The 26,642-nt window shown below is 42.5% G+C and carries 22 protein-coding genes; 18 read left to right on the plus strand and 4 right to left on the minus strand.

All coding sequences use genetic code 11. The features are described from left to right. Positions 1 to 141: 141 nt before the first annotated feature. Positions 142 to 1,098, minus strand: coding sequence for an alpha/beta hydrolase family protein (locus AC59IL_RS32975; RefSeq protein ID WP_496556516.1), 957 nt, complete (start codon positions 1,096 to 1,098; stop codon positions 142 to 144). A gap of 107 nt (positions 1,099 to 1,205) precedes the next feature. On the opposite strand from AC59IL_RS32975, the gene AC59IL_RS32980 reads away from it, so the two are divergent. Further along, a complete protein-coding gene (locus AC59IL_RS32980) occupies positions 1,206 to 2,018 on the plus strand; it encodes an ATP-grasp domain-containing protein (RefSeq protein ID WP_496556517.1) in 813 nt (270 codons plus the stop codon). A gap of 803 nt (positions 2,019 to 2,821) precedes the next feature. On the opposite strand, the gene AC59IL_RS32985 is transcribed toward AC59IL_RS32980, so the two are convergent. Both AC59IL_RS32985 and AC59IL_RS32990 read right to left on the minus strand, forming a co-directional pair. After that, entirely contained in the window at positions 2,822 to 3,658 is an 837-nt protein-coding gene (locus AC59IL_RS32985; RefSeq protein WP_496556518.1) for a rhomboid family intramembrane serine protease, read from the minus strand. 147 nt (positions 3,659 to 3,805) lie between these two features. Continuing rightward, on the minus strand, positions 3,806 to 4,828 hold the full coding sequence (locus tag AC59IL_RS32990) for a LacI family DNA-binding transcriptional regulator (RefSeq protein ID WP_496556519.1): 1,023 nt from the start codon (positions 4,826 to 4,828) through the stop codon (positions 3,806 to 3,808). Between the two features lie 146 nt (positions 4,829 to 4,974). On the opposite strand from AC59IL_RS32990, the gene uxuA reads away from it, so the two are divergent. The 15 genes from uxuA to AC59IL_RS33065 all read left to right on the plus strand — a co-directional run bounded on the left by uxuA (position 4,975) and on the right by AC59IL_RS33065 (position 23,587). Further along, positions 4,975 to 6,144, plus strand: a complete 1,170-nt coding sequence (uxuA, locus tag AC59IL_RS32995; RefSeq protein ID WP_496556520.1) for a mannonate dehydratase — start codon at positions 4,975 to 4,977, stop codon at positions 6,142 to 6,144. 581 nt (positions 6,145 to 6,725) lie between these two features. Continuing rightward, a complete protein-coding gene (gene nusG / locus AC59IL_RS33000) occupies positions 6,726 to 7,229 on the plus strand; it encodes a transcription termination/antitermination protein NusG (RefSeq protein ID WP_496556521.1) in 504 nt (167 codons plus the stop codon). Between the two features lie 30 nt (positions 7,230 to 7,259). After that, positions 7,260 to 8,561, plus strand: coding sequence for a nucleotide sugar dehydrogenase (locus AC59IL_RS33005; protein ID WP_496556522.1), 1,302 nt, complete (start codon positions 7,260 to 7,262; stop codon positions 8,559 to 8,561). Positions 8,562 to 8,570: 9 nt separating this feature from the next. Further along, entirely contained in the window at positions 8,571 to 9,572 is a 1,002-nt protein-coding gene (locus tag AC59IL_RS33010) for an SDR family oxidoreductase (protein WP_496556523.1), read from the plus strand. Between the two features lie 123 nt (positions 9,573 to 9,695). Next, complete coding sequence (locus tag AC59IL_RS33015; RefSeq protein WP_496556524.1) at positions 9,696 to 10,508, plus strand: polysaccharide biosynthesis/export family protein; 813 nt, start codon at positions 9,696 to 9,698, stop codon at positions 10,506 to 10,508. An 11-nt stretch (positions 10,509 to 10,519) separates the two neighbouring features. After that, positions 10,520 to 12,880, plus strand: a complete 2,361-nt coding sequence (locus AC59IL_RS33020) for a GumC family protein (RefSeq protein WP_496556525.1) — start codon at positions 10,520 to 10,522, stop codon at positions 12,878 to 12,880. Between the two features lie 121 nt (positions 12,881 to 13,001). Beyond that, on the plus strand, positions 13,002 to 14,807 hold the full coding sequence (locus AC59IL_RS33025) for an ABC transporter ATP-binding protein (protein WP_496556526.1): 1,806 nt from the start codon (positions 13,002 to 13,004) through the stop codon (positions 14,805 to 14,807). A 176-nt stretch (positions 14,808 to 14,983) separates the two neighbouring features. Then, positions 14,984 to 15,874 carry a glycosyltransferase gene (locus tag AC59IL_RS33030; RefSeq protein ID WP_496556527.1) on the plus strand — a complete coding sequence of 297 codons (891 nt, stop codon included), beginning with the start codon at positions 14,984 to 14,986 and terminating at the stop codon, positions 15,872 to 15,874. Between the two features lie 42 nt (positions 15,875 to 15,916). Continuing rightward, the gene (locus AC59IL_RS33035) at positions 15,917 to 16,822 is read left to right on the plus strand and encodes a glycosyltransferase (RefSeq protein WP_496556528.1); all 906 of its coding nucleotides are present in this window, start codon (positions 15,917 to 15,919) and stop codon (positions 16,820 to 16,822) included. A 92-nt stretch (positions 16,823 to 16,914) separates the two neighbouring features. Further along, entirely contained in the window at positions 16,915 to 17,703 is a 789-nt protein-coding gene (locus tag AC59IL_RS33040; RefSeq protein WP_496556529.1) for an FkbM family methyltransferase, read from the plus strand. Further along, positions 17,678 to 18,901: a glycosyltransferase family 4 protein gene (locus AC59IL_RS33045; RefSeq protein WP_496556530.1), complete on the plus strand. Its 1,224-nt coding sequence runs from the start codon at positions 17,678 to 17,680 to the stop codon at positions 18,899 to 18,901. The genes AC59IL_RS33040 and AC59IL_RS33045 overlap by 26 nt, the downstream gene beginning before the upstream one ends. Further along, entirely contained in the window at positions 18,898 to 19,983 is a 1,086-nt protein-coding gene (locus AC59IL_RS33050) for a glycosyltransferase family 4 protein (protein ID WP_496556531.1), read from the plus strand. Before AC59IL_RS33045 ends, AC59IL_RS33050 begins: the two co-directional genes overlap by 4 nt. 24 nt (positions 19,984 to 20,007) lie before the next feature. Beyond that, positions 20,008 to 21,171 carry a glycosyltransferase gene (locus tag AC59IL_RS33055; RefSeq protein WP_496556532.1) on the plus strand — a complete coding sequence of 388 codons (1,164 nt, stop codon included), beginning with the start codon at positions 20,008 to 20,010 and terminating at the stop codon, positions 21,169 to 21,171. 11 nt (positions 21,172 to 21,182) lie between these two features. Further along, on the plus strand, positions 21,183 to 22,424 hold the full coding sequence (locus AC59IL_RS33060) for a hypothetical protein (RefSeq protein WP_496556533.1): 1,242 nt from the start codon (positions 21,183 to 21,185) through the stop codon (positions 22,422 to 22,424). 131 nt (positions 22,425 to 22,555) lie between these two features. Next, the gene (locus AC59IL_RS33065) at positions 22,556 to 23,587 is read left to right on the plus strand and encodes a polysaccharide deacetylase family protein (protein WP_496556534.1); all 1,032 of its coding nucleotides are present in this window, start codon (positions 22,556 to 22,558) and stop codon (positions 23,585 to 23,587) included. An 80-nt stretch (positions 23,588 to 23,667) separates the two neighbouring features. On the opposite strand, the gene AC59IL_RS33070 is transcribed toward AC59IL_RS33065, so the two are convergent. Beyond that, a complete protein-coding gene (locus AC59IL_RS33070; RefSeq protein ID WP_496556535.1) occupies positions 23,668 to 24,666 on the minus strand; it encodes a GNAT family N-acetyltransferase in 999 nt (332 codons plus the stop codon). A gap of 119 nt (positions 24,667 to 24,785) precedes the next feature. On the opposite strand from AC59IL_RS33070, the gene AC59IL_RS33075 reads away from it, so the two are divergent. After that, positions 24,786 to 25,958, plus strand: coding sequence for a glycosyltransferase family 4 protein (locus AC59IL_RS33075; RefSeq protein ID WP_496556536.1), 1,173 nt, complete (start codon positions 24,786 to 24,788; stop codon positions 25,956 to 25,958). Beyond that, on the plus strand, positions 25,942 to 26,550 hold the full coding sequence (locus tag AC59IL_RS33080; RefSeq protein WP_496556537.1) for a sugar transferase: 609 nt from the start codon (positions 25,942 to 25,944) through the stop codon (positions 26,548 to 26,550). Before AC59IL_RS33075 ends, AC59IL_RS33080 begins: the two co-directional genes overlap by 17 nt. Positions 26,551 to 26,642 lie beyond the last annotated feature (92 nt).

Below are 26,642 nucleotides of genomic sequence, written 5' to 3' on the forward strand. Positions count from 1 at the left end.
ATGAAATAAAAACTATCTATGTGCAGCTATAGAAGAGATACTACGGCGCATGTAGACAGCTTTATGCTGTTGCGCCCTACGCTGATTTGTGGTTATTGTGGAAAATTAAGAATTATTAAACAAATAGAAAAAGCAGAATTATCAAGGCTTCCTGATGAATTTTGAAATTTCGTTTATCAATTCCTCGCTAATAGGTAATGATGGTGTGATATAAGTAGCAAGATTTTCTTTTCTGTCGCCTTCAACGATCCTGAAAACATGATTCATGTTTTTAATAAGCACTAACTGCGCATGGGGGTTGGCTTTTGCCAGCATGTTCGCATCTTCTTCGGTTATTTGCAAATCGTTTGTTCCCTGAATAATCAATACGGGAATAGTAAGTTTTTTAATTTCTGTTTGTGGGTCGTAATGGAACCACGAGATCAGATAGGGTTGCACACTGGGCCTGAAAATGGCTTTCAGCACAGGAGGTATGTTTTGAACGGTTTTCCCTGCCGCGAGGCTGTCGATAATCGGCATCGACGAATCTTTGATAGCGGCAGGTTGTTTGCTCAGTTGTTCCTTCAGAATTTTATCAGCCGATTTGCCTGCGCCGGCGATCGACACAAAACCATTGGCTCCCTGCTGAGCTGCTATCATGCCCAAAAGCGAACCTTCGCTATGCCCGGTTATAAATACTTTCGAAAAGCGGGTGTCTTTTTTTAATAGGTCAATCCAGCCTTTTACATCATTTATGTAATCTTCAAAACGTATATCGGTTTCAGTTTTCATAGCGCTTTTACTTTCGCCGATGCCCCGTTTATCGAACCGCAACGATGCAATTTGATTAGCCGCCAACCCATGGGCCAGTTGTTTCAGGTTTTCGTTTTTCATCATGGGGTTATCGCCATTCCGGTCTGTAGGGCCCGAACCTGCAATGATTAAGGCAACCGGCAGGTTGCCGCCTATACATGGAAGCGTTAACGTACCGGTAATATCACCGCTGGCCGTATGCAGCACAACGGATGATTCGGTGAATGTAGTATCCTTCGGTGCAGCTGCCATTAACGGGATGTATAGAAAAAAACAAATTGCAGTAATTAGTAGCGATTTATTCATAATATAAGTTAGCTGAAAAATGGCAAATACCTGTGAACTAAATTATAATTTAAGTTTAGTGTAATTTGTTTCGGGAGGTACTTATTTTTTTTGAATATATTGGCTTTATGAAAGGCACATACGATACTATACAATGGGCGGTGCAGAAAAATCTTACTAATCAGAATGATTTGCAGCAACTAAAGCTTGCCTGTAATAAGCTGGGCGTAAGTTTTTGTGAGTTTGATATAATTCCGTTCACCGATAAACTCCCCGATTTTGATCGGAATAAGCACAACATATTCTATGGGTCAACCACTTTAGGAAAACTGGTTACTAATGATGCAACTATTAATAAAGGCTTTTTCTTCGATGACCTCAGCTTTTCAATAGAGAATTACTTTGCCAAATGGGGAAGACACATGTTGAATTTTGGCGCTTTGGTAACTACTTTCAGCGATTTTATGGCTAAAGGATTTGAGGCCGATAAATTGTTTTTTATAAGGCCTGACGATGATAGGAAATCGTTCTCTGGTGAAGTGAAGCGGTTTGCTGAAATTCAGGAATGGTATAACCGGTTAAAAATGTTCGATAACGCCAGTTTGTCTTTAAATAGTAAGATTATCGTTTCTGAACCGTATCATCTGCGGTATGAATGGCGGTTATGGATAGTTAACAAAAAAGTAGTAACCGCTTCGAAATACCGTGAAGATTTTAATTTGAAAAAGGAACGTGGTTGCCCCGAAGCGGTTATTCGGTTTGCTGAAAACCGCTGTGCCGAATATACGCCTCACGAAATATTTGTAATGGACATTTGTGAAACCGGCAATAACTATTACATTGTAGAATGCGGTTGTTTAAACAGCGCCGGTTTTTATAAGGCCGATATTGAGGCGATAGTAAATAGTGTAACAGAGCATTTTTCGGGGATTATAAGTTAAAGTCGGTTCGGATTCTGACTGGGTACATACGAGCTTTGCTGCGTACATAATTGCTAAAAAAGCATACATCAGCCACCTAAAGCTTACATATACCTGTAAATAAGCTGCCCAGGCATCAGGAATAGCTTACACAAACACAAAGTCAGGCTGCAACGCAGTGGAGTAGCTAACATGGCAAAAAATATAACCTGCAATACCGGCAAAGCAGCATACAAAGCTGCTTCGTTTTTGGCCGGGCATCTTTGCAGCACCACAAAAGAGCCTTGTAGCGTACATAGCCTCCAAAATAGCTCACAAAGACTTCGAAATAGCTTACATTAAACAGCAACCAGGTTACAAAGGCATCAGGATAGCTTACATAAACCCCAAAACTGGATACAAAGCAGCGAATAATTTAACATGGCAAAAAAAATAGCTTGCAAAGCCGGCAAAACAACATGCAAAGTTGCGTTGTTTGTTGCAGCGCATCTTTGCAGCACTGCAAAGGTGCGCTGCAGTGCACTTTGCCTCCGGAATAGCTTACAAAGACATCGGAATAGGTTACAATGATCTGCAAATAGCTTACATAGCCTCGAAAAAATCAACATTCGAAAAAAAATAGCTTACAAAATTAAAATTGTAAGGTATTTCCACTTTTTATGTGCGTATTTGAACGGCTATGTAAGCTATTTTTAAAAAAAAGTTGCTGCAAAGCGGCTTTGCATGCGTGCAAAGACTTTTGGCTGATAATCAAAGCCTTGCTGTGAGCAGACATAACCTGTCTTTCGGCATGCCAATGATGTTGCCAGGAAAAATGCGTCATCCTACTTCTTACTATAATCTTTCAATATCTGCTTCTCTTTCTGGCTCAGGCTGTTGATGCCTCTCTTACTTATTTTATCAAGAATTTTATCTACTTCCTTTTGCTGGTTAAACTTTCCTTCATTGTACTTGTGATCAACAGAGTAGTAGTCTTTATGCGTATTGTAAAAAAGATTGTCGATTAATAATATATGCGGCCTTGTAATGATCAGATAAATGAACACAATGGTAGGCACCGCTATAATTAATATGGTTATGTAATTTTCAAGGAATGCAGAAGGCTCCATGGCCAGCGCTATCAGCATGCCAATCAGGGCGCCGCCCAAATGTGCTTCGTGCCCTATATTATCTCTTTTTGAACGAATGCCGTAAATGGAATAGCCAACGTATAAAAGTCCGTATAACCAGCCGGGTAAAGAAATGGGCAGAAAAAACAGGCCGATCCTGAAACCCGGAAATAAGGCAACAGAGGCAAATATGATCCCGCACACCGCACCCGAAGCGCCTACCGAAGTATAATCGCCCTGGTTTTTATAAACAACCAGCGAAAGCAGGTTGCCTCCCACCATACTGGCAAAATAAATGGTTAAAAACTGTAATGCGCCCAGCGAACCGGTAATGGGGCCCGAGAAAAAATACAAACTGAGCATGTTGAAAATAAGATGCATCCAGTTCACATGCAAAAAGCCCGAAGTGATTAGCCGTTTGTAATCTTTATACAACCGTACTTTATCAACCCCAAACTCATATTTTTCTAAAAAGAAATGGTCTTTAAAACCTCTGTAGGATATTACAAAGGTTATCAGTATGATAAGTATGCCTATGAATCCGGCTGTCATTTCAAATTGATTAAATGTCCGAAAGTCAGAAAGACCGTAAGTCAGGAAGAAAGTTAATTAATTAGTTGTACAGATTCTTCCGGGCTCAATAAATATAAACATACTAACGATTATAAAAAGTTGCAAATTTTTGTTAAAGCCCCCTTATTACAACCATTTTGTTGCTGCTGTGGATGCGCGTTCAATTAATTGTGAGGGAAGGATCATTCTTTTTTCATACGGCATCAACATCTTTTTTTCGATGATCTTAAATAAAATATTGGCCGCTTCGCGACCGATATCATAAGCCGGTTGAATGATGGTGCTAAGGGCCGGATCGAAAAGGGCCGCCGCCTGCAGGTTCGAAAAACTGACCACTTTTACATCTTTCGGAATATCAATGTTCAGTTCCTGGCAAACTTCATAAGTATTTACCGCAAATTTTTCAATAGAAGCAAAAATGCCATCAGGTTTGGATTGTTGCTGCATCACCTCTTTCAGGATGGTGCGGTTGATATAATCTTTGGTTGTTAATTCAATTATTTGCGGTTCGGCCGGTATTTTATATTTTTTCAGGGCCGTTAAATAGCCCGCCTTGCGCCGGTTGGCAATCGACAAATTGCCCGCCATGCCTAAAAAAGCAATATTCCGGCATCCTCTTTTCAGTAAATGCTCGGTGGCCTTAAATGCCATCTCGGCATCATTGGTCATAATATTGGGAACATCAATGTCTTCACAGGTTCTGTCGAAAAGCACCATAGGTATTCCTGCCTGCCGCCAGGCTTCAATATGATCGAGATTGGCAGTGGTATTTGAAACAGAGATCATAATACCATCAACCCGGCCGTTTCGAAGTACTTGTAATATGTCGCGTTCTTTGGTATAATCTTCGTGGGTGAGATAAATCAATACATGATAGCCTTTTTCGGGTGCTACCGATTCAATGCCATTGATAACCTGTGAAAAGAAGTTGTTTTCAATTTCAGGAATAATTACCGCAATGGTTTTACTTTTATTTTGCCGAAGGCTGCTGGCATGTGGATTAGGCTGAAATCCCAGTTTTTCAGCCAATGCGCGTACCCTTTCTTTTGTTTGCGAACTGATTTCATGACTGTCCCGCAATGCCCTGCTTACCGTGGATACGGCCAGGTTCAGTTCTTTCGCGAGTTTCTTTAGATTCACTTGGTCCATATAAGAGCGTCCCCGGCAAAGATTAGCAATTACCCGCTATTTTTGCAACATTTTTCGAAAACGTTTGCAAAGAATTTGAAAAAGAAAACTTTATTAACTACTTATTCAATTGTAACCTTGTAAAAAAGTGTTTTAAATAATCAGTTATGTATCAATTTGAGCAAACAATGCGGTGGTTCGGACCTTCAGACCCGGTTAGCCTTGCCGATATCAGGCAGGCCGGTTGTACAGGTGTTGTATCGGCCCTGCATCATATACCTAATGGCGCCATATGGACAAAAGAAGAGATCATACAACGTAAAAACATTATCGAAGCCGCCGGTTTAACTTGGTCGGTGGTTGAAAGTGTGCCGGTGCATGAAGATATCAAAACACAAAAAGGCCGGTATAAAGAATATATTGCCAATTATGTCGAAAGTTTGCGCAACCTGGCGGTCTGCGGTATTTATATAGTTACCTACAATTTTATGCCGGTGCTCGACTGGACGCGTACCGATTTGTCGTACACTGTAGAAGATGGCAGTAAAGCCCTTCGGTTCGAAAAAGCAGCGCTGGTTGCTTTTGATGTGTATATGCTGAAACGTCCCGGCGCCGAAAAAGAATACACGGCCGATGAGCTTGCTAAAGCAAAACAACGGCTTGCCGGTATGAGTGAAGATGAAAAGCTGTTGTTACAGCGAAATGTCATCGCCGGTTTGCCGGGCAGCGAAGAAAGCTTCAGCCTGCAACAGTTTCAGGCAGCATTAGATACCTATGCAGGTATTGATGCCAATAAACTGCAGCAACACCTGATTGAATTTTTACAACAGATATCGCCGGTAGCCGATGAAGTAGGCGTAAAGCTGGTGATTCATCCCGATGATCCTCCCTATCCTATATTTGGTTTGCCACGTGTGGTGAGCACGGCCGAACAGGTTCAGAAATTATTCGAATCGGCGCCCAATGCCAGTAATGGTTTGTGCTTTTGCACCGGTTCATTTGGGGTTAGGGCCGATAACGACCTGCCTGCGATGGTGCTGCAATTTGGCAGCCGCATTAATTTCATTCACCTGCGCAGCACGCAGCGCGATGCCGATGGAAATTTTTATGAAGCCAATCACCTCGAAGGCGATGTGGATATGTACAATGTGGTAAAAAACCTGATAAAAGTGATGCAGCAGCGGCAAATTGCATTGCCCATGCGACCCGATCATGGTCACCAGATGCTGGATGACCTGAAGAAAAAAACAAATCCCGGTTATTCGGCCATTGGTCGTTTGCGCGGACTGGCTGAATTACGCGGACTTGAGCTGGGCATTAGCCGTTCCATGAAGTAAGTTGTAACCAATAAGAAGTTGAAAAAACAATTCCAAAGTGCTGCTGCTTTGGAATTGTTTTTTGCGGGAGAAATTAATTTTTTAAAAACACATTACAAATATATGAATACGTATAACTGCTTACTGCCACTTGATCACCATCTATTTTTTATTAAATACCATTGACTTGTTTGCCGGGTACCCACATTATGGTATAATAAATTCATTGACTCTTATTGCATAATTTCAAAAATCTTTCTACTTTTGAGCGTCTTCAATAACCTCCGATGCTTCCAAACATCCTCTGAATCACCGATCGTTACCCGATTTTCCTTTCGAATCACCCCCTTACCGATTTCCTTCGAATGCCTCTGACCAATCGAATCCTTCGAATAGCCCCTGTTTACTATTTACCTGTGTAATGTACCGTTTGTGCTAAGGACCAATAACCTGTTACGATCCTGTTTTCTCGTGATGAACGATGAAAAGATGGTGATATAGGTTACCGTGCAACTGAATTATTGTTTTGTAAAATATTGATTCTCAGTAGATCTGTGACTGAGGGAAGCGGGAGCTTTTTTCTAAACCAGGATAAATAAAGCATGAATATAGATTTACATTGGTACGCATTATACACAAAGCCGAGATGGGAGAAAAAAGTGGCTGATTTGCTCAACAATAAACAAATTGAACATTATTGCCCATTGCAAAAGATAGAACGGAACTGGAGCGACCGTAAAAAAATTGTTCTGGAACCTTTGTTTAAATCATACGTGCTTGTACGGCTTGCGCCAAAAGCACACATACCGGTGTTGCAAACTGATGGGGTGCTGAATTTTGTTACCTTTCGGGGCAAACCGGCGATCATTCGTGATGAGGAAATTGAAATTGTAAAGCAATTTTTGAAAGATTATGAGCATGTGACTGTTGAAAAAATTGACTTGAATGTAAATGACGAGGTTACTATTTTAGGCGGCCCGTTAATGCAGCAAAAAGGGCAGGTGCAGGAAGTAAAAAATAAAATGGTAAAAGTGTTGCTGCCTTCGCTGGGATTTGCCTTAGTGGCAATTGATAAAAGCAATTTGGCAAAGGGTTCTTTACAATAAAAATATTATAACAATAAACTGAATTTTTGAATGGAAGAGACAAAGCAATACCAATTAGCTGTAATAGGACTTGGTTATGTAGGATTACCACTGGCAGTTGAATTTGCTAAAAAATACCCTGTAGTTGGTTTTGATATTAATAAACAACGGGTAACCGAATTGCAGTCCGGAAACGATCATACGCTGGAAGTAAGCAATGATCAATTGGCAGGGGTATTAAAAAGTAAACAGGATTGTGCACAGGGCTTGTGGGTAAGCGATCAGCTGGATGCTATCAAATCGACCAATATATTCATTGTAACAGTTCCAACTCCGGTCGACAGATTTAACCGTCCTGATTTAACGCCTTTGATCAAGGCCAGCGAAACAGTTGGAAAAGTGCTGAAAAAGGGCGACATCGTTATATATGAATCTACGGTTTACCCCGGCGTTACCGAAGATGAATGCGTACCTGTTCTGGAAAAAATTTCAGGTCTTCGGTTCAATAAAGATTTTTTTGCCGGATATTCTCCCGAACGTATCAACCCCGGCGATAAAGAGCATACCGTTACAAAAATTAAAAAAGTAACATCGGGTTCTACACCTGAAGCTGCGAAAACAGTTAATGAAATATACGCCAGCATTATAATAGCAGGCACGCACCTCGCTCCTTCGATAAAAGTAGCAGAAGCTGCCAAAGTAATTGAAAATGCACAGCGCGATATCAACATCGCCTTTATTAATGAGCTGGCGAAAATATTTAACCTGTTAAATATCGATACACACGAAGTATTGGCTGCCGCAGCAACCAAATGGAACTTTTTACCATTCAAACCAGGTTTGGTAGGTGGTCATTGTATTGGTGTAGACCCATACTACCTGGCGCAGAAAGCACAGGAAGTAGGCTACCATCCTGAAATTATTCTTGCCGGACGCAGATTGAATGATGGCATGGGGGCTTATGTTGCCGGTGAAGTGATAAAACTGATGGTGAAGAAAAGCATTCCCGTATCGAACAGTAAGGCGCTGGTATTAGGTATTACGTTTAAAGAAAATTGTCCTGATGTACGCAATACCAAAGTAATAGATATCATTCGCCATTTGGAAAGCTACCATGTGCAGGTAGATGTGTATGATCCATGGGCCAACCCCACCGAAGTGATGCACGAATACGGGATTAATACGGTACAGGAATTACCCGATGTACAAAAGCAAAAGTATGATGCTGTAGTACTCGCTGTTGCGCATAAGCAATTTAGTTATGAAACGATAAAGCAGCTCTGCAGCGATCATTGCGTACTGTTCGATGTAAAGGCTCATTTAAACAAAGATTTAGTGGATGCACGTTTGTAATTTTTAAATATGTACAATCAATTATATCATAATACGGATATCAGCCAGAGCAGCTTTCTGATTACAGGAGGCGCCGGTTTTATAGGATCGAATATTGTTGAATATTTGATGCAGAACGGTGCAGGCAAAGTGCGTGTGCTTGATAATTTCAGCACTGGTTCCATGGAAAACATTGAACACTGGTTGCCACGCTCTGAATTTAGTTTGATCGAAGGCGATATTCGCGATCTCGAAACCTGCCGTAATGCAATGCAGGGAATTGATTATGTGTTGCACCAGGCTGCACTGGGTTCAGTGCCTCGCTCCATAAACGATCCCATTACCAGCAATGAAGTGAACGTAAGCGGATTTTTAAACATGCTGGTAGCGGCCCGCGACGCTGGTGTAAAAAGAATGGTGTATGCCGCCAGTTCAAGCACCTATGGCGATCATCCCGGTTTGCCGAAAGTGGAAGATAAAATCGGCAATCCGCTTTCGCCGTATGCCGTAACAAAATATGTAAATGAATTGTACGCACAGGTGTTTAGCCGCACCTACGATTTTCATACTATAGGGTTGCGTTATTTCAATGTATTCGGGCCACGCCAAAACCCGCGCGGGCCTTATGCTGCCGTAATTCCGTTATTTATTCAGGGTGCTTTAAAAAACGAAGCGCCGTTCATTAATGGCGATGGTACTACCAGCCGCGATTTTACCTATGTTGAAAATGCAGTACAGGCCAATATAAAAGCTTTGTTTGCCCCGGATATTAATAAACACGAAGTAGTGAACATTGCTGTTGGAGATGTAACAACGCTGAACCAGTTGTGGAAACACATCTGCGACATTACAGGCATCGATATTCCGGCGCGCTATCGCGAAGAAAGAAAAGGCGATGTTCGGCATAGCCTGGCCAATGTAGACAAAGCAAAACAACTCATCGGTTACGAGCCTGCCGTTAGCATTCAAAAAGGATTACAAACGACTGTAGAGTGGTACAGGCAGTCATCCTATTCGAAAATTACCTCATGATATAGTTGCTGGTTGCATGTTGAAAGGTGTGCCACGGTTACTCTGGCGCGTTAAACGAAACGTGGCACACCTCCTCCTGTAACCTTTAACCTGAAACCTGTAACTATAAAAATAAAACCCACAATGAATCGAAACCACATAAATCCTGCTACCCTCATCCTTGTTTGTTTTGCATTTGTTTTAGTGCTTACCAGTTCATGCAGTACCGGCAAAAAATTAAATTATTTTAATGATTTGCCGAATTCCGAGTCGTATGAGTTAAAGCCGATGCTTCCGCTGGAGCGCATCATTGAACGTGGCGACAGGCTCGATATCTCCTTTATTGTAAAAGATCAGGAGTCGGCCGCTTTCTTTAATAAGCACAGTTTAAATGCGGCTGCTACATTAGGTGGTGTGGGTGTTTCAGCAGGAACGTCGAACGGTGATTACGTGGTTGATCCTGAGGGTGAAATAGAAATTCCGGTGATAGGCAAAGTGAAGCTGGCAGGATTAACTACCCGCCAGGCAAAAGAAAAATTAATCGGCATTGTTAGTCCGTTTTTAAAAGACCCGCTGGTAGAAGTAAACTTTAATACGTTTAAAGTAACGGTGCTTGGCGAAGTAAAGAATCCCGGGTCGTTTGTTATATCATCACAACATGCTACTTTATTCGAGGCGCTGGCTGCTGCAGGTGATTTGCCTCACACGGCAAAACGGTACGATGTGCATTTGTACCGCGATTACGACGGCAAAAGAACCATCAGTAAATTCGATCTGCGCAAAGCCAACATACTGAATGATCCTGATATTTTTCAAATGCGCCCCAATGATGTAATATATGTTCAGGCTCGTTCGGGTTCGTTGTTGAAAGAGGAATCAGGCTTGTTTGCCTCGATGTTCACCATCCTGCTTTCGGCCATAACGCTGGGCTTTACCATTCGTAACACCACCAAATAAACTTTTCATTTATGGAGCAGAAGTATATTGACGAACCAGAAGAAAGTAAAGGTTTTGATGCGAAACGACTTTTTTCCAAACTGGCCAAAAGTTACTTGTGGCTTATTTTATCAGCCGGCGTTTTTATAACAGGAGCCTGGTTGTACATAAGGTATACAACGCCTTTGTACCAGGTAGCCACCTTTATTGAGGTGAAATCGCCCGGTGAAGTAACTTCAAATATACTCGGGGGATCGGCTTTTGGCCAGGCCCCTAACGCAGCCGCCACCGCGCAGCCCGACCTGAATAGTGAAATATTCAAATTAACTTCGGCTGCGCTGGTGCAAAAGATAGTCGATTCATTGCGCCTCGATATTGAGGTAATGACAAAAGGAAGAGTGCTCGATAAGCCGCTTCACATCGACTCGTTGCCCTTTACCATTAATGTTAGCCGTTTCGACGTAGATGAAAATACACCTGTGTACAAACTTTTCATCAACGAAAACGGCTTTAAACTGCAGCACGAAAAAGAACAGGTAAGCGGTATATTCTTCAAGCCCCTTGTTTTTAAGGGCGATACCATTACCATTCAGCCCAAGCCATTGGTAACCCTTAAAAAGAGCACCTACCTGTTGCACTTACCGGGCGAAGCGGGCGCTGTTTCAAAGTATTTGTCAAGAATTTCAGCTACTGCTGTACCCAAAGGAGGTTTGGCCATGCTGCAGATATCGGTGCGCGACGAAATTCCTGAAAGAGCAAAGCAGATAGTTGATGTGCTGCTCCGCAATTACGATGAAGCCAATTTTGAATTTAAAAGCAAAGCACTTCGCACCGAAATTGAATTTCTCGAAAACCGGCTGGCAACCGTATCATCTGAACTGGCGCAACAGGCCAATAAGGTAAAAGACTTTAAATCATCTAACAAGGTAAACGATGTGCCTACATCGGCCAACCAGATATTGGGTAACCTGGTAACGCTCGACGGCCGCAAAAGCGATAACCTGTTAAAGGAAAATATATTAAACCAGGTTGAAGGTAATATACGCGAACAAAGCGGCCAGGAGCAGATCATTCCCAACGTAACGGCTTTGGCTGATCCCGGTTTAAGCAATTTTGTTGATCAATACAATAAACTGGTTTTAAGAAGAAAAGAAATTCTCGATCGCAGTACGGCACAGGATATCAGGCTGCCTGAAATCAATGGCGCACTGGCCGAGTTAAAGAACAGCATATTCCGAAGCATTAACAGCATACGCCAGCAACTGAAAACAAGCAATGACTTTATTGCTACACAGGAACAAAGTGCCACCGGACGTTTTCAGGGTATGACCGAAAAAGAAAAAGATTTAAACCAAACCAACAGAGTATTGGGTGTAAAGGATGCGTTGTATACCTTCCTGCAGCAAAAGATAGAAGATAAGAAAATGGAATATGCTTCGGCCGGAATTGCCGGTTCGCGCATAATCGACTGGAAGATTAGCAAAAGCGTTGATCCCAAACCCATGATGATTTATGTTATGGCGCTGGCACTGGGTCTTATGTTGCCTGTTGTGGTTGTTGTTGTGAAATTTATGCTCAACAACAAGATCGAAACACGTGAAGATGTACAAACCGTTACATCGTTGCCCATTGCCGGTGAAATTATTCTCGATAACAGCAAAACCGACCTGGTGATTGCCGAAGAAACGGTATCGCCCATTGCTGAACAGTTCAGAACACTGCGTACCAATATCTCTTATATGGGATATGGCCCCGATCAAAAGGTATTGATGGTTACTTCGAGTGTAAGCGGCGAAGGAAAAAGTTTTGTAAGCTTAAACCTGGCCAGCTCATTGGCCATCGGCGGTAAAAAAGTGGTATTGCTTGAGTTCGACCTGCGCAATCCGAGTTTATCTGAGCGTATAGGATTTAAAAAATCAGCCGGCCTTACCAACTTCTTACGCGGTGAGTTGCAGATCGATGAAATTTTTAAAGCAGTTCCCGAACTGGAAAATCTTTCATTCATCAGTGCCGGTGCTCCGTTACCACTGAACCCGGGCGAGATCATATTGCATCCGCGTATGAAAGTGTTGTTCGATTACCTGAGAGCGCATTTTGATTACGTGGTTATGGATACACCGCCTGTTGAAGCAGTGTCGGATGCCTTATCGCTTGGTAAGCTGGCAGATATTTCATTCTTTGTGCTTCGTCATAAATTCTCCATTCGTCCTTCACTGAAACTGATCAACCAGTTGCACGAAGATCAGAAGTTGCCCCATATTTCTTTAATCATCAATGGCATTAAACCCGGTTACGGATTCCAGCATGTATATGGTTATGGCTACGAATATGGTCAGATGGGCAAAATGAAAAAGAAAAAGAAAAACAACGATAGTAAATTGAAAATTGCCTGAGGATCATCGATCGCCGGGTAACAGCAATAAGCAAATGAATTGATCGCTGCGGGTTGCAGCTGGGGATACCCTGCTGTAACCTGCAACAACCTTACTGTTTTGCAGTAAAAACAAGCACACAATGAAATTCTCTCTTAAAAACAACTTCTGGACCTATTTTAAATTTTATTACAGCATCGTGGGACCCAAACTGATGCTGTTCCTGGGCCTGAGCGTTCTTATCAGCTTTTTAGATGGTATGGGCCTTGCAATGTTTATCCCCCTGTTGAAAGCAGTGGGTGATGGGCATTCGCAAACGGCGGCATCGACTGACCACGAGTCGCTGGGCCAGTTGCAGCATATCATAAACCTGATTAAAAAAATGGGTTTCGAATTAACGGTTACCACCGTGCTGATGTCGCTGGTTACGTTATTTGTGCTGAAAGGCGTGTTGAAATATACCCAAATGAGCTTTTATGCACGCCTGCGCGAACGGTTTATTAAAAAAGTGAGGTATAACCTCGTTAATAACCTCGAAGGATTATCGTACAGTGCTTTTTTAAAGATCGATGCGGGTAAAATTCAAAATACCCTCACTACCGAAGTACAGCGTTTGTTCCAGTCATTTAGTTTTTATTTTACGGCGGCGCAGGCATCTGTTATGCTGCTTACCTACATGTTCCTGGCATTTTTGGCCAATTACCAGTTTGCCGTGCTTGTATGTTTTGGCGCTGTTTTATCTAATCTCATATACAATAACCTGTATAAGACTACCAAGAGGGCCAGTAACGAACTCTCAAAAAAGGGGAGCGACTTTAACAGCTTTCTTATTCAAACCACACACTACTTCAAATACCTTAAATCTACCAATACCTTTAACCGGTATGCCGGTAAATTAAAAACGGTTATTAACCAGGCCGAATCGTTAAACAGAAAGATTGGTCATATGACGGCCATTGCTACCAGTATTAAAGAGCCTATCATTGTAAGCATAGTAATGCTGGTAATATTAATGCAGTTGCACTGGATGGGCGCCAGTTTGGGCAGCATCATTTTAAGCTTATTATTGTTTTACCGCGCCCTTAGTTTTTTGGTAATGACGCAAAACTACTGGCAGGGATTTGTTGAAAACACCGGTGGTATCAATGCGGTTATGTCGCTTACCAAAGAAATGGCTGCCTTACAGGAAGTACATGGCCCCATTGAATTCAAAACCATTCAAAGTAACATTCAGTTAAGAAACGTGACGCTTTCGTACGACAGCCTGAAGGTGTTGGATGAAATCAGCATAAATATTCCCAAAAAATCTACCATTGCGCTGGTGGGTGAAAGCGGCGCCGGTAAAACAACGCTCGCGAACATGATTGCCGGTTTAATAAAGCCCGATAATGGCGAGTTGTATATTGATGATATACCCATGGACCAGTATAACCTGAATACATATCGCGATAAAGTAGGTTATATTTCCCAGGAGCCGGTAGTGTTTAATGATACCATTTTTAACAACATCACCTTCTGGGCCGAGCCTACACCCGAAAACAAAAAACGTTTTGAAGATGTGCTCGCAATGGCTTCGCTCAACTCCTTTGTGACTGCCCTACCCGAAAAAGAACAAACCCGGTTGGGCGATAACGGTATACTCATCTCAGGCGGTCAGCGCCAGCGTATATCAATAGCCCGAGAGTTGTATAAGAATACCGAGGTGCTGATCTTCGATGAGGCCACCTCAGCGCTGGATTCAGAAACTGAAAAAATCATCCAGGAAAATATTGAACAGTTACGTGGCACCTATACCATTGTGCTCATAGCACACCGCTTATCCACTATCAAAGAAGCCGATACCATTTATTTACTCGAGAAAGGAAAAGTAACCGCTTCCGGTTCTTTCGACGAAATGGTGAACAAATCGTCGCGCTTTCAGAAAATGGTATCGCTGCAGGGCTTCTAAATCCTTTGTTTCTGGTTTTTGGTTTGTAGTTTGAAGTTGCTGCCGCGCTTTGGAAATTCATTATTAAAATGAATACCTTAACTGTTTAACAGGATCAAAATTTTACGGCAGGATTCACCGAAAGAACCACAAACCATAAACCACAAACCATAAACAATCTTTTAATTCTCCCTTTTATGAGTAATGATAAAAAATTTGCTGCTTTTATAGTGACCTTTAAGCGGCCCGACGTTTTAATGGATACGATCGAAAAAATTCTCGGTCAAACAAGGCCGCCCGATAAGTTGCTGATCGTTGATAATAACGACAACGACGATACAAAGAACAATCTGCAGCAGTTGTTTCCCAATGTAGCTCACCTGAAAGTGGGGCATAATTCCGGTTATGCCGGCGGTGGAAAAATTGGTCTCGAAACGCTGGCAAAGGAAGGGTATGAATGGATTTTCTGGGGCGATGATAATGATCCGCCTTATACAGGAGATACATTTGAAAAGTTGTTGCAGCTGGCAGAAACCCATAACGGAAAGGTAGGCCAGGTAGGTGTGGTAGGCCATAAGCTGAACAAAATGACCGGTTTGCTGAAAAGAACCACCAATGAAGAACTGAAACAGGGTGAATACCTTGAAGTGGATACTATTGGCGGAGGCATGATCAAAATTATAAATGGCCAGTGTATAAGGAATGGTATTGTGCCCGAGGAAAAATTATTCTTCGGCTTCGAAGATCTTGATTTTGATCTTTCGCAAAAAGCAGCCGGTTACAAGATACTGGTGCATACCGGTTTGTTTTTGGGCCTTCGTGAAAAATGGAACCGGTTACAGGTTAAACGCGTAGTTACCAAAAAGAAAGATGAAGGCGTGTTGTGGAGAGATTATTACAGCATCCGCAATTTGTTGTTCATTATGAAAAAGCACCGGCATTACTCTGCATTCTTTTCTGTTTTATTCGTTTCGTTTGGTAAAAGTTTACTGAGCTATAAATATGGGTTCAGGTATGGTACCCTTGTTATCAGAACCACCTGCAAAGCGGTACGTGATTATAGTTTAAGCAGGATGTATAAACAGTAATAGCTACCGGTACCATTTTTAATTATTTAAGTTAAGGCTCCCATGAATAATAGTGTTTGTGCGATCATTGTTACGTATAACCGGCTCGAAACCCTCAAAACTGCCCTGCAGCACATTGTTGACCAAACGGTGAAACCAACTGCTATAGTTATAGTTGATAACAACAGTACTGATGGCACCCGTGAATATCTGCAAACGGTGCATGGCCGCAACAACGTTCATTGCATTTTTATGAAAAGCAATACCGGATCGGCCGGTGCAATTGCCGAAGCTATGAATTTCGGGCTTGCAAATAATTCCTTCGATTACTTCTGGGTGATGGATGATGATACATTTTATGCCGAAAACGCGCTGGCTGATCTTGTTCAGAATATTCAGCAGAGCGACTTCGCCATGCTTGGTTTACATGGTGCGCATATTAAAATGGGCAGAAAAATGGCAGTGAGCGAAGACATTAAATTACAGGAAGTTGATTATGCCATGATCGACGGCGCGCTTATAAAAGCAGATGTGGTTCGCAAAATCGGGCCTGTTTGTGAGGAGTTTTTTATGATGTGCGACGATCATGAATATTCGGTACGTATGCAGCGCAGAGGGTACAAAATAGGCGTGTTGAAAAACCACACCGATAACCGCCTGTATCTCGGAGGTGGCGGACAATTTACCCGCGCTACTTTATGGCGAGGCTACTATTCGGCCCGCAACCATACGTTTATTATCAAAAAGCATTTTTCATTTATAGGTTTATTAGGCTATAGCCTGCAGCAAACCAAGCTGCTGATTACAGCCGCGCTGTTTGCCCCCGACCGGTTTAAGCGTGTTAAATTCAGGTTGCTGGGCATATGGCATGGTATTAAAGGCGTTGGCGGTAAAACGTTAGATCCGGCAACCCTTAAATTCGAAACCGGCAAACATCACCCTGTTAAAACAGCTCAATTGGTTGTGTAGAGCGTATTTTTTGCGTCAGCATTAAGGCTTTTACGGTAAAATAAACCCCTTTGAACCGACTACTAACATTTACTGATTAAAAAAGCCAACAGATGAATAAGAAAACCTTGAACAAAAGAATTTTTTCCACGCTTCGTTTTATTTACAGAGTCGGGATTATTAAATCCTTATTGATCGGACTTGCCATAACCGGCGCTACTGCTGAAGCGGAATTTGAAGTAAAGTGGAAGGGCCGCAAAGTGCACCTTAGAAAAGGCTCTTCTGATTTTAAAGTTTTTAAACAGGTAATGGCGTTTGGGCAATATAATTTTAATGGCCTGAACGGTAAGCCGGTAAAAACAGTGATTGATCTTGGTGCAAACATCGGTTTGTCGGCCGTGTTTTTTAAAACAAAATACCCCGATGCACAGGTGATTGCCCTGGAACCCGAAAAACATAATTACGACCTGATGGTAAAAAATTTATCGGGTTACAAAAATGTGCATCCCCTGAACAATGCCATCTGGTATGAAGATAAAAACCTGAACCTGTTCGATGGTGGTCGCGGTGAATATGCGTTTAGAGTTGTAGAAGCTACCGGAAACGATGTTGGAACCACAGCAGGCATTACCGTAAATGATATTGTGGAAAAGTACCAGCTGTCAACAATCGATATTCTTAAAATAGATATTGAAGGCGCCGAAAAAGAATTGTTTACATATAACTATAAGAATTGGTTGCCTAAGGTTCGCTGCATAATGATCGAATTGCACGATGGCGATAAACCCGGATGCACACCTGCTTTTTTCAGGGCCATTGCTGACCGCGATTTCACCATGTTTTGCCAGGGCGAAAACATTATTATAAAATTTGAAGATGATAACCAAAGCACCGTTGCATAGTATGGAGATCATTACGCCTGCAGCCGATGACAAAGCAGCTGTGATGTTGCCGGGCAACAGCCACAAAAAAGGCCGCTTTAAAGTGTTGTTTGTAATCGACACCCTTCAAACAGGAGGGGCCGAAGAAAGTCTTTTCAATAATGTCATCAGGTTCAATCAAATCACTCCGGTGGTTTGCCATTTGTATGCAGGCGCCCTTTTGAAAAAACGCTTTACCGATAATGGCATAACGGTGCACTCGGTAGGCTTGCAAAAAAAGTTTGGGTTCAGGCAGGCGTATAAACAATTAAAAAGCATAGTACAGAAAGAACAGCCCGATATACTGGTAGCTTATTTAACCCGCTCAGAGCTGGTTACGCGCATGGTAAGCCGCTTTACGCACATTCCGGTTATCGGCACTTTCGTAAGCGATTTGTATTCAGGTTCGTATAATGCAGCGCTTTCGTGGAAGGCAAAAGCAGCTGTTTCGTTTTTCAGATGGGCAAACAAAAGAACCGCCCGCTATTGCAAAGGTTTTGTGGCGAATTCGGAGGTGGTAAAACAATCGAACGGCGCCGCACTGGATATAGCTGCCGATAAAATTGAAGTAATAAACCGCGGCCGCGATAGCAAAGTGTTTCGGTTTGAAGTGCCGCATACAAATGCCGGTAAGCCGCTTCGGTTTTTAAATGTAGGCCGCCTGGTGCCGGTAAAAGGCCAGAACGATCTGATATTGGGCTTTAATGAGTTTTTAAAAACCTGTCCCGGTGCCGTTTTGCATATTGCCGGCGAGGGCGTGGCCCGTGCTTCTTTAACCGCGCTCATTAACGATCTGGGATTACAGAACAAGGTTGTTTTATTGGGTAGTCGTAACGATGTACCGCAATTAATAAATCAGTACGATTGTTTTGTTTTTCCCTCGCACAGCGAAGGTTTCAGCGGCGCCATTGTAGAGGCTATGTTTGCAGGCTTGCCGGTTTTGGCCAGCGATATTGAGGTTAATAAAGAAGTGATCACTCATTTGAAAACGGGTTATTTGTTTGAGAAGGGCTCAGTACCAGCCATTACACAGGCATTGTTGTGGTATAAGAATAATGTAAGCACCGCCAATGCGCTGGCCGTTAAAGCCAATGAACATGCGCGTAAAAATTTTGAGCTCACGACTATTGCAGAGAAGCTGGAAAACTATTTACTAAACATGATTATTGATAAAAATTGATCATACTTCAACTTGTTCAAAAACCGCAACTGCGGGGAGCAGAAGTGTTTGCCTCGCAATTGTGTACACACCTTAACGAAGCCGGGCACAGAGCGATTTTAGTGTTTGTTTTTCCGGGTAGTGCACCATTGCTTTTTAGCGGTGAAACAATGCATCTGAACGGTTCACCAAAACGGCGCATGTTCGACTGGCAGGCCTGGAAAAAACTGGCACAGATAATAAAGGAAGAAAAGCCCGATGTTGTTCAGGCAAATGCAGGGGATACCTTAAAGTATGCGGCGTTATCGAAACTGTTTTTCGGGTGGAAGCAGCCGATCGTATTCAGAAACGCCAGCACCATTAGCTTGTATATAAAAACCGTACCGGCTAAATTACTGAACGGGTTCTTTTTCAGGCATGCAAAAAAAGTAGTTTCGGTAAGCAATACATCGGCAACGGATTTTGTTCGCCTGTTTCCGAAATTTAAAAACAATATAGTAACGGTTCCCATTGGTATTGAGAAAGTGAATATAAATGAAGCGCAAAATAATCCGTTACAACAAGCTTCACGGCCGGCTTTACTGCATGTAGGCGGCTTTACCTACGAAAAAAATCATGTGCGGCTGATTGAAATGTTTGAAAAAATACATCAGCAGCAACCTTCGGCCAGCCTGCATTGCGTGGGCAGCGGCCCCATGAAGCAGCAGATCGAAGACCTGGTAAAGCAAAAAGGGTTACAACAGCACGTAACATTTTATGGTTTCAGAAACGATGCCATGCAGTTTATGCGAAATGCCGATGTGTTGTTACTGCCCAGCATCATTGAAGGATTGCCCGGTGTACTGCTCGAAGCATTCTATTGCAAAACCCCGGTAGTGGCATATGATGTAGGCGGCATTCACGAAATAGTGATCAATAATAAAACAGGCCGTCTGGTGGCAAAAGGCAACGAAGAAGCGTTTGTGAATAATGTAACAGAAGCACTTGCCGATACAGCTGCTAATAAACAGATGATTCAAAATGCCTGGCAGCTGGTGATGCAGGATTATCTGAATACAATTGTTGCTAAGAAGTTCATCGAAGTGTATAAATCAATTGCATAAGCGAACCCCCTGACAAACTAAAGAATGACTACCTTGAACAAAACTTATATCCGGAAATCGTATCAGCAGCCAGAGCCTATTCCGGTGCTGCATATCATTAAATCGCTCGGCCGGGGTGGTGCAGAAATATTGCTGCCCGAAACATTGCGTCAGCACGATAAAGATAAATTCAGGTTTCATTATATATATTTTCTTCCCTGGAAAAACCAGGTGGTAGCCGAAATTGAAAAAGAAGGCGGAACGGTAATTTGTATTCCTGCCAAAAACAATGCGGCCATATTATTAACTGTTCGTCGTATAGTGGCCTATGTGCGCAAACACAATATTCAGTTAATTCATTGTCATCTTCCCTGGGCAGGTATGGCGGGCCGTTTGGTGGGCCGCCTCACCGGTGTTCCGGTGGTATACACCGAGCATAATAAATGGGAACGCTATCATAAAGCCACTTACTATTTAAATAAACTAAGTTTTTCGAGTCAGCAAAAAGTTATTGCCGTATCGCAGGAAGTGGCTACATCAATAAAAACGCATTATAGTAAGGCAAAACCGCAGGTGCAGGTGGTGTTAAACGGAACTGATACAGCCAAGTACACTCGCACTTTTCCGCTTGAAAAAGATATTCGCAAAGAGCTGAATATACCGGCCGATGCTACTGTAATTGGCATCACCTGTGTTTTTCGCGTGCAAAAAAGATTAACCACCTGGCTCGAAATTGCTCACGCGCTGCATGCCAAACATCCCAACACGTATTTTATATTGGTAGGTGATGGTCCTTTGCGCGATGACGTGCATGCAAAGGCAAAAGCGCTGGGAACAGAAGGATTTGTGTTTTTTGCAGGTTTGCAAACTGAAACCCGTCCTTATTTTAAGGCCATGGATGTGTTTATGATGAGTTCGGAATTTGAGGGGTTGCCCATTGCGTTGCTCGAAGCCATGAGTATGAATTGTGTGCCTGCCTGTACTGCTGCCGGGGGTATTGCCGAAGTGATCAAAGATGGTGTAAACGGTATACTGGTGCCGGTAGATGAGCCAATGCAATTGACCAAACGCTTATCGCAATACCTGCAGCAACCGCAACACCTGGCGAACATGAAACAGGCTGCACGCGAAACGGTTATCAGTTCGTTCAGCATGAAAAAAATGGTAGCTGAACTGGAAACGATTTATAATGATTTGATTAATAAATAAAAATCAGGAACGTGATTGGTGGAATTTTTTTAATGGTCCTGCTTTTTGTGGCATCTATTCCGGTGCTACAGGATGTAAAAAAGCGTTTGCCCTGGTTTCAGGTTGGTATGATGAAAAACCTGTACTGGTTTCATATGCTTTTTATGCTCGTTTATTATGTATTTGCTTTGTTTTCGCGGTCAGATTCGCAGGATTATTATCTGCGCCCACAAACAGAGTATGCCGATTGGTTCAGTGCTTATGGAACCGGTACGCCTTTCATTGATTTTGTAGGTTATCCCTTTATTAATTACCTCGGCTTTTCGTACGAAATGATGATGGTGCTGTTTGCCTGGATGGGATACTGGGGATTTGTATGCTTTTATGTTTATTTCAAAGAAAATATAAGGTATAAGCATAAGCTGTGGGGCATGGACCTTGTTGGTCTTATGATCTTTTTACCCAATATGCACTTTTGGACGGGTTCGCTGGGAAAAGGATCGATCATTTTTTTAGGCCTTGGTTTGGTGATGTTTGGCCTGAGCCAGTTAAAGACTCGTAAAATTCCTTTGATATTCGGTTTGCTGATAATCTATCATGTACGGCCACACGTGTTTTTATTTATGGGGGTGGGAATTGTAGTCGGATTATTTACAGGGCGTCAAAAAGTTCCTTTGTACCAGAAAATACTGGTATTTGGAGGCAGTGTGGCTGCCATGGTGCTGTTGTACGATAAGATCATGGCCTTTTCAAAACTCGATGGCGACAACCTGATACAAAGTTTTAACCAGTTTTCGGCAGTGCGTTCATACGAGTTATCAAAAAGTGCGGGCTCAGGCATTGATATTTCAAATTACCCGTTATGGCTGAAGCTGTTTACTTTCTGGTTCCGCCCGCTTTTTGTTGATTCACCCGGTGCTATGGGGCTGGTGGTTTCGTTTGAAAATATGTTGTATCTGTATTTAACCGGCAAATTGTTTCAGAAAGGGTTTTTAAAATTTTTACGTACGGGGTCGGCTTTAGTAAAAACAAGTGCGGTATCGTTTCTGGCCACATCTTTTGCTTTATCATCTACCATGTCGAACATGGGTATTATCATCCGGCAAAAGAGTATGATCATGTATTTTTTGCTTTTTGTGATCATCTGCTTTCTTGATTATAAAAAACATTTGCAGGTAATGAAAAAGGAGCGGATGCTACAACGCCGCAATATGCCTGCGCCGGTAACCGGAAAATTAAAACTGGCAGTGAGTAATACAGACAGTGGGCAATAGGCAACAGACAATGGAAAGTGAGTAGGGTGTGGTAGGTGCCAATTGCTATCGGGAGCGGGCAGGGCATGCAGAATTAAGAACACAGGCACTCAGGACTTAGAACTTAAAACTTAGAACTTACAACTTATTATATGCAAGGTATTTTCACCATTTCGCTGGATTTTGAATTGCACTGGGGTGTGTTTGATAAAAGAAACCGGGAGGCCCGGGAAGCGTGTTATAAAAATACATTACGCATCATTCCGCAAATGCTCGAATTGTTTGCTGAGTACGATGTGCATGTAACCTGGGCTACTGTGGGCAGCTTGTTTGCCAATAACCAGCAGGAGTGGGAGCAGTTCAGACCGGCCATTGAACCCGATTATGCCGAAGAAAGATATTCACCTTATAAATGGATGCGTAAACATGGTTTGCCTGAAGAATATCGCTGGGCGCATTTTTGCCCCGAAGAAGTGCAGATGATTATGCAATACCCCGGTCAGGAATTGGGTACGCACACGTTCAGTCATTATTATTGTCTTGAACAGCAAAGAGAGCAGCTTGCTTTTGATGCCGATCTGAAGTCGGTTCGCAAATCAGCTGCAAAGTTCAACACCGAACTGCGTTCGCTGGTGTTTCCCCGTAACCAGGTGAATCCCCAATACATGAAAGTATGTTACGATAATGGCATCAAAGCCGTTCGTTCAAATCCTTCAGGCTGGTTCTGGAAGCCGGTAGCCGATGGCGGCGCCACCTGGCTGCGTCGCATATTCCGCACAGCCGATGCCTATATTCAGGTGGGTACAATAAGAACCACTTATCCTTTAAGCAGCATTCCCGTTGTACCTGGTGAACCGCTGCAATTGCCGGCCAGTCGTTTTATGCGTCCCTGGCAACCGAAATATGAGTTCGCCAATAAAATGCAGTTAAGACGTTTGTGCCAGGAATTACGTTCTGCCGCTGCCCGTAAAGAAGTTTACCATTTATGGTGGCACCCCGAAAATTTTGGTGATTATCCTGAGCAGAATTTAAATAACCTGAAAATTCTGTTGCAGCACTATAAAAAATGTAAAGAGAGGTATGGCATGACAAGCTGGAATATGGGTGAGTATGTTGATCATTTATGCGGGAAGCAGGAAAGCCGCGAAATAAAAATTTCTGATTTTGCGATTTCGGGATTTTGAGATTTCCTGATACGGTATCACCGAATCAAATCTCTAAATCCCAAAATCCCTAAATCTCAAAATGAGGCGATAGGCTGTTTTTAAAACAGCTCCATGTCGCCTAAAGAATAGCCCCAGTTTTTAATGTCCAATAATTCAGGAAATCGTTCATTCATATTTAAGTCTCTTAATGTAACAATGGGGCCACGATTTTGAACAGGCAACATGCCCATCCAGTTAAGATGTGATTTGTATGATTGATACTGCTGACCTGAAAATGAAACGACCTGTACCTTATTGTTTTTGCAGAACGGAATAACCAACTTGCTTAGCCGGGAGTTAATGCGCCTGTTTGTTGATGAATTGTTTAAGAACATAAAGTCTACCAGGCGCAACTCTTTGGTGAAAGAATGTGGCTTAATGCGGCCGATGAGTAAAAAGCTTTCATAATCGGTAAAATAAACATAACGGAATAAAGGATTGTCGGCATAGCGCCACCGGATATACGCAGATGATAATACGGTGTTTAGCAGGTCGGTTTGCGGAACATAATTATCCGTTAGTTCAAATACTCTGGGGTCCCATTGCTGCAATGGGGTAGGGTCGTCGGAAGTTGACATTGTTTTTCCTTTTTTTAATGCAAGGTTAAGTCCCAGTAATATCGGGTTCAGTATTTTTAGCTTTAATGGCATTCGCCCCTGCTGTACCCAGCCCATTTTTAAATAACCCGGGCGGCTTTGGTCGTTGGGTGTATTAAAAACAAAGTGAATGCCCTGCTGTTTGCAAAGTTCTATCTGCTGCAGGGTCAATTTTTTGAAGATGCCTTTTCCCTGGTGATCGGGGTGTGTGGCGGTATCAACGGCACGAATGGCTTTGTATACAGTTCCTTTCCATTGCCACTGCCATTGCATAAATGCCCGTAAACCGATGAGTGTATTGTTTTCTTCGGCCAGCAGTACAAAAGAAGCGCCAAACGGATTTTGTTCATGTTTCCATGCCCACAAGGCTTCTGATTTCGGAATTAATCCTTCGCCCAGGGATTTTTTCAGCAGCTCAATCATGGCCGGTTTGTCTTGCGGGTTAGCTGGTCGTATTTGCATATTAGTTGTTTAGTGTTAATCCTCGTAGCTGTATGGCAATTTGCCATTGCCAGCTGCCAACTTTATAAAGATAAGTTTTTCTGTAAAGTGTACCCTGTATCGTAATTAAATTATAAAACATGAAGCCCCTTAAACTGATCCGTATAACCACCGTTCCGGTGTCGTTAAGTGTGTTGCTGAAAGATCAGCTGCGGTACATGTCGAATCATTTTGAAGTGCTGGCGGTATCATCGCCCGAAAAAATATTGGAACAGGTAGGTATTCGTGAAGGTGTAAGAACGGCGCCTGTTCAAATGACCCGTGCCATTACTCCTGTTAAAGATGTTAAGGCATTGTGGAAGTTGTACAGGTTATTAAAAAAAGAAAAACCTGCCATCATTCATACTCATACACCAAAAGCTGGTTTGCTGGGTATGATCGCCGGCCGTTTGGCAGGCGTTCCCATACGTTTGCATACGGTGGCCGGGTTGCCGTTAATGGAGCATTCGGGTGTAAAAAGAAGTATACTGAATGTAATAGAACGCCTTACTTACAGTTGTGCAACCGGCGTATACCCCAATTCGAAACACCTGGCCGATTTTATTGTACAAAACAGTTTTTGTAAGTCGAAAAAAATGAAGGTGCTTGGTAACGGTAGCAGCAACGGCATCAATACACACTTTTTTGAACCGAATGAAGAACTGTCTAAAACAGCCTGTGAATTAAAAAAACAATTTGGATTAACCGGCAGTGATTTTGTGTTTGTATTTGTTGGCCGGCTGGTAAAAGATAAAGGAATTGAAGAACTGGTTGAAGCGTTTAGCCAGTTAAAGCAAAAGCATCCGCAAATTAAATTGTTGCTGGTTGGTCCGTATGAACCCGAGCGAGATCCTTTATCACCTGAAACACGACAAATAATTGAAACAGATGCGTTGATCATACACGCAGGTTTTCAGCACGATATCAGGCCATACCTTATGATCAGTAATGCATTGGCGTTTCCTTCTTATCGCGAAGGATTTCCCAATGTGCCTATGCAGGCCGGCTGTTTCGATCTGCCATCAATAGTAACCGATATCAATGGCTGTAATGAAATCATTGAGCACGGAAAGAACGGTTTGATCATTCCGGTTAAAAAAGTATATGAGCTGCAAAAGGCTATGGAAATGCTTATGACCGACCGGGCTTTATATTTAACTTTACAGAACAATGCCCGTAAAATGATCACCGCCCGCTACGAACAGCAATACATTTGGGAATTGTTATTAAAAGAATATAACGACCAGTTAAAAGAACATGCATTTGTATCGTAATTTTTTTAAAAGAATAGTTGATTTTATAGTAAGCCTGGTGGCGTTTTGTTTATTGTTGCCATTGTTTTTAATTATAACAGCCTTGCTGTTTGTGGCCAACCAGGGAAGTCCGTTTTTTGTGCAGGCCCGCCCCGGAAAAAATGGGCGCATATTCAAACTGGTTAAGTTCAAAACAATGAACGACCGTAAAGATGATGCAGGGAACTTGTTGCCCGATGCCGACCGGTTAACAGGTATTGGCAGTTTTATACGCAAAACATCGCTCGATGAAATTCCGCAACTGATCAATGTTATAAAAAGCGAAATGAGTTTGATCGGTCCGCGTCCTTTACTGGTTGAATACCTGCCTTTGTATAACGAAACACAAAAACGGAGGCACGAAGTGCGGCCCGGTATTACGGGCTGGGCTCAGGTAAACGGCCGCAATGCCATAGGCTGGAATGAAAAGTTTGAACTGGATGTTTGGTATGTTGACCATCTGGATTTTCGGTTAGACTGTAAGATTATTTTTTTTACGTTGATGAAAGTGGTTAAAAGCGAGGGAATAAGTCAACAGGGCCATGTTACCATGCAAAAGTTTACCGGCAACTAATCAAAAATACCATTACATTAAAACCTGTTTATAACTACCGGATTGGCTGAATAAATAGAGGGCTTTTTTTCAATAAGGGGCTTCTTTAATTA

The sequence above is a fragment of the Niastella sp. sgz303648 genome, assembly GCF_059587045.1.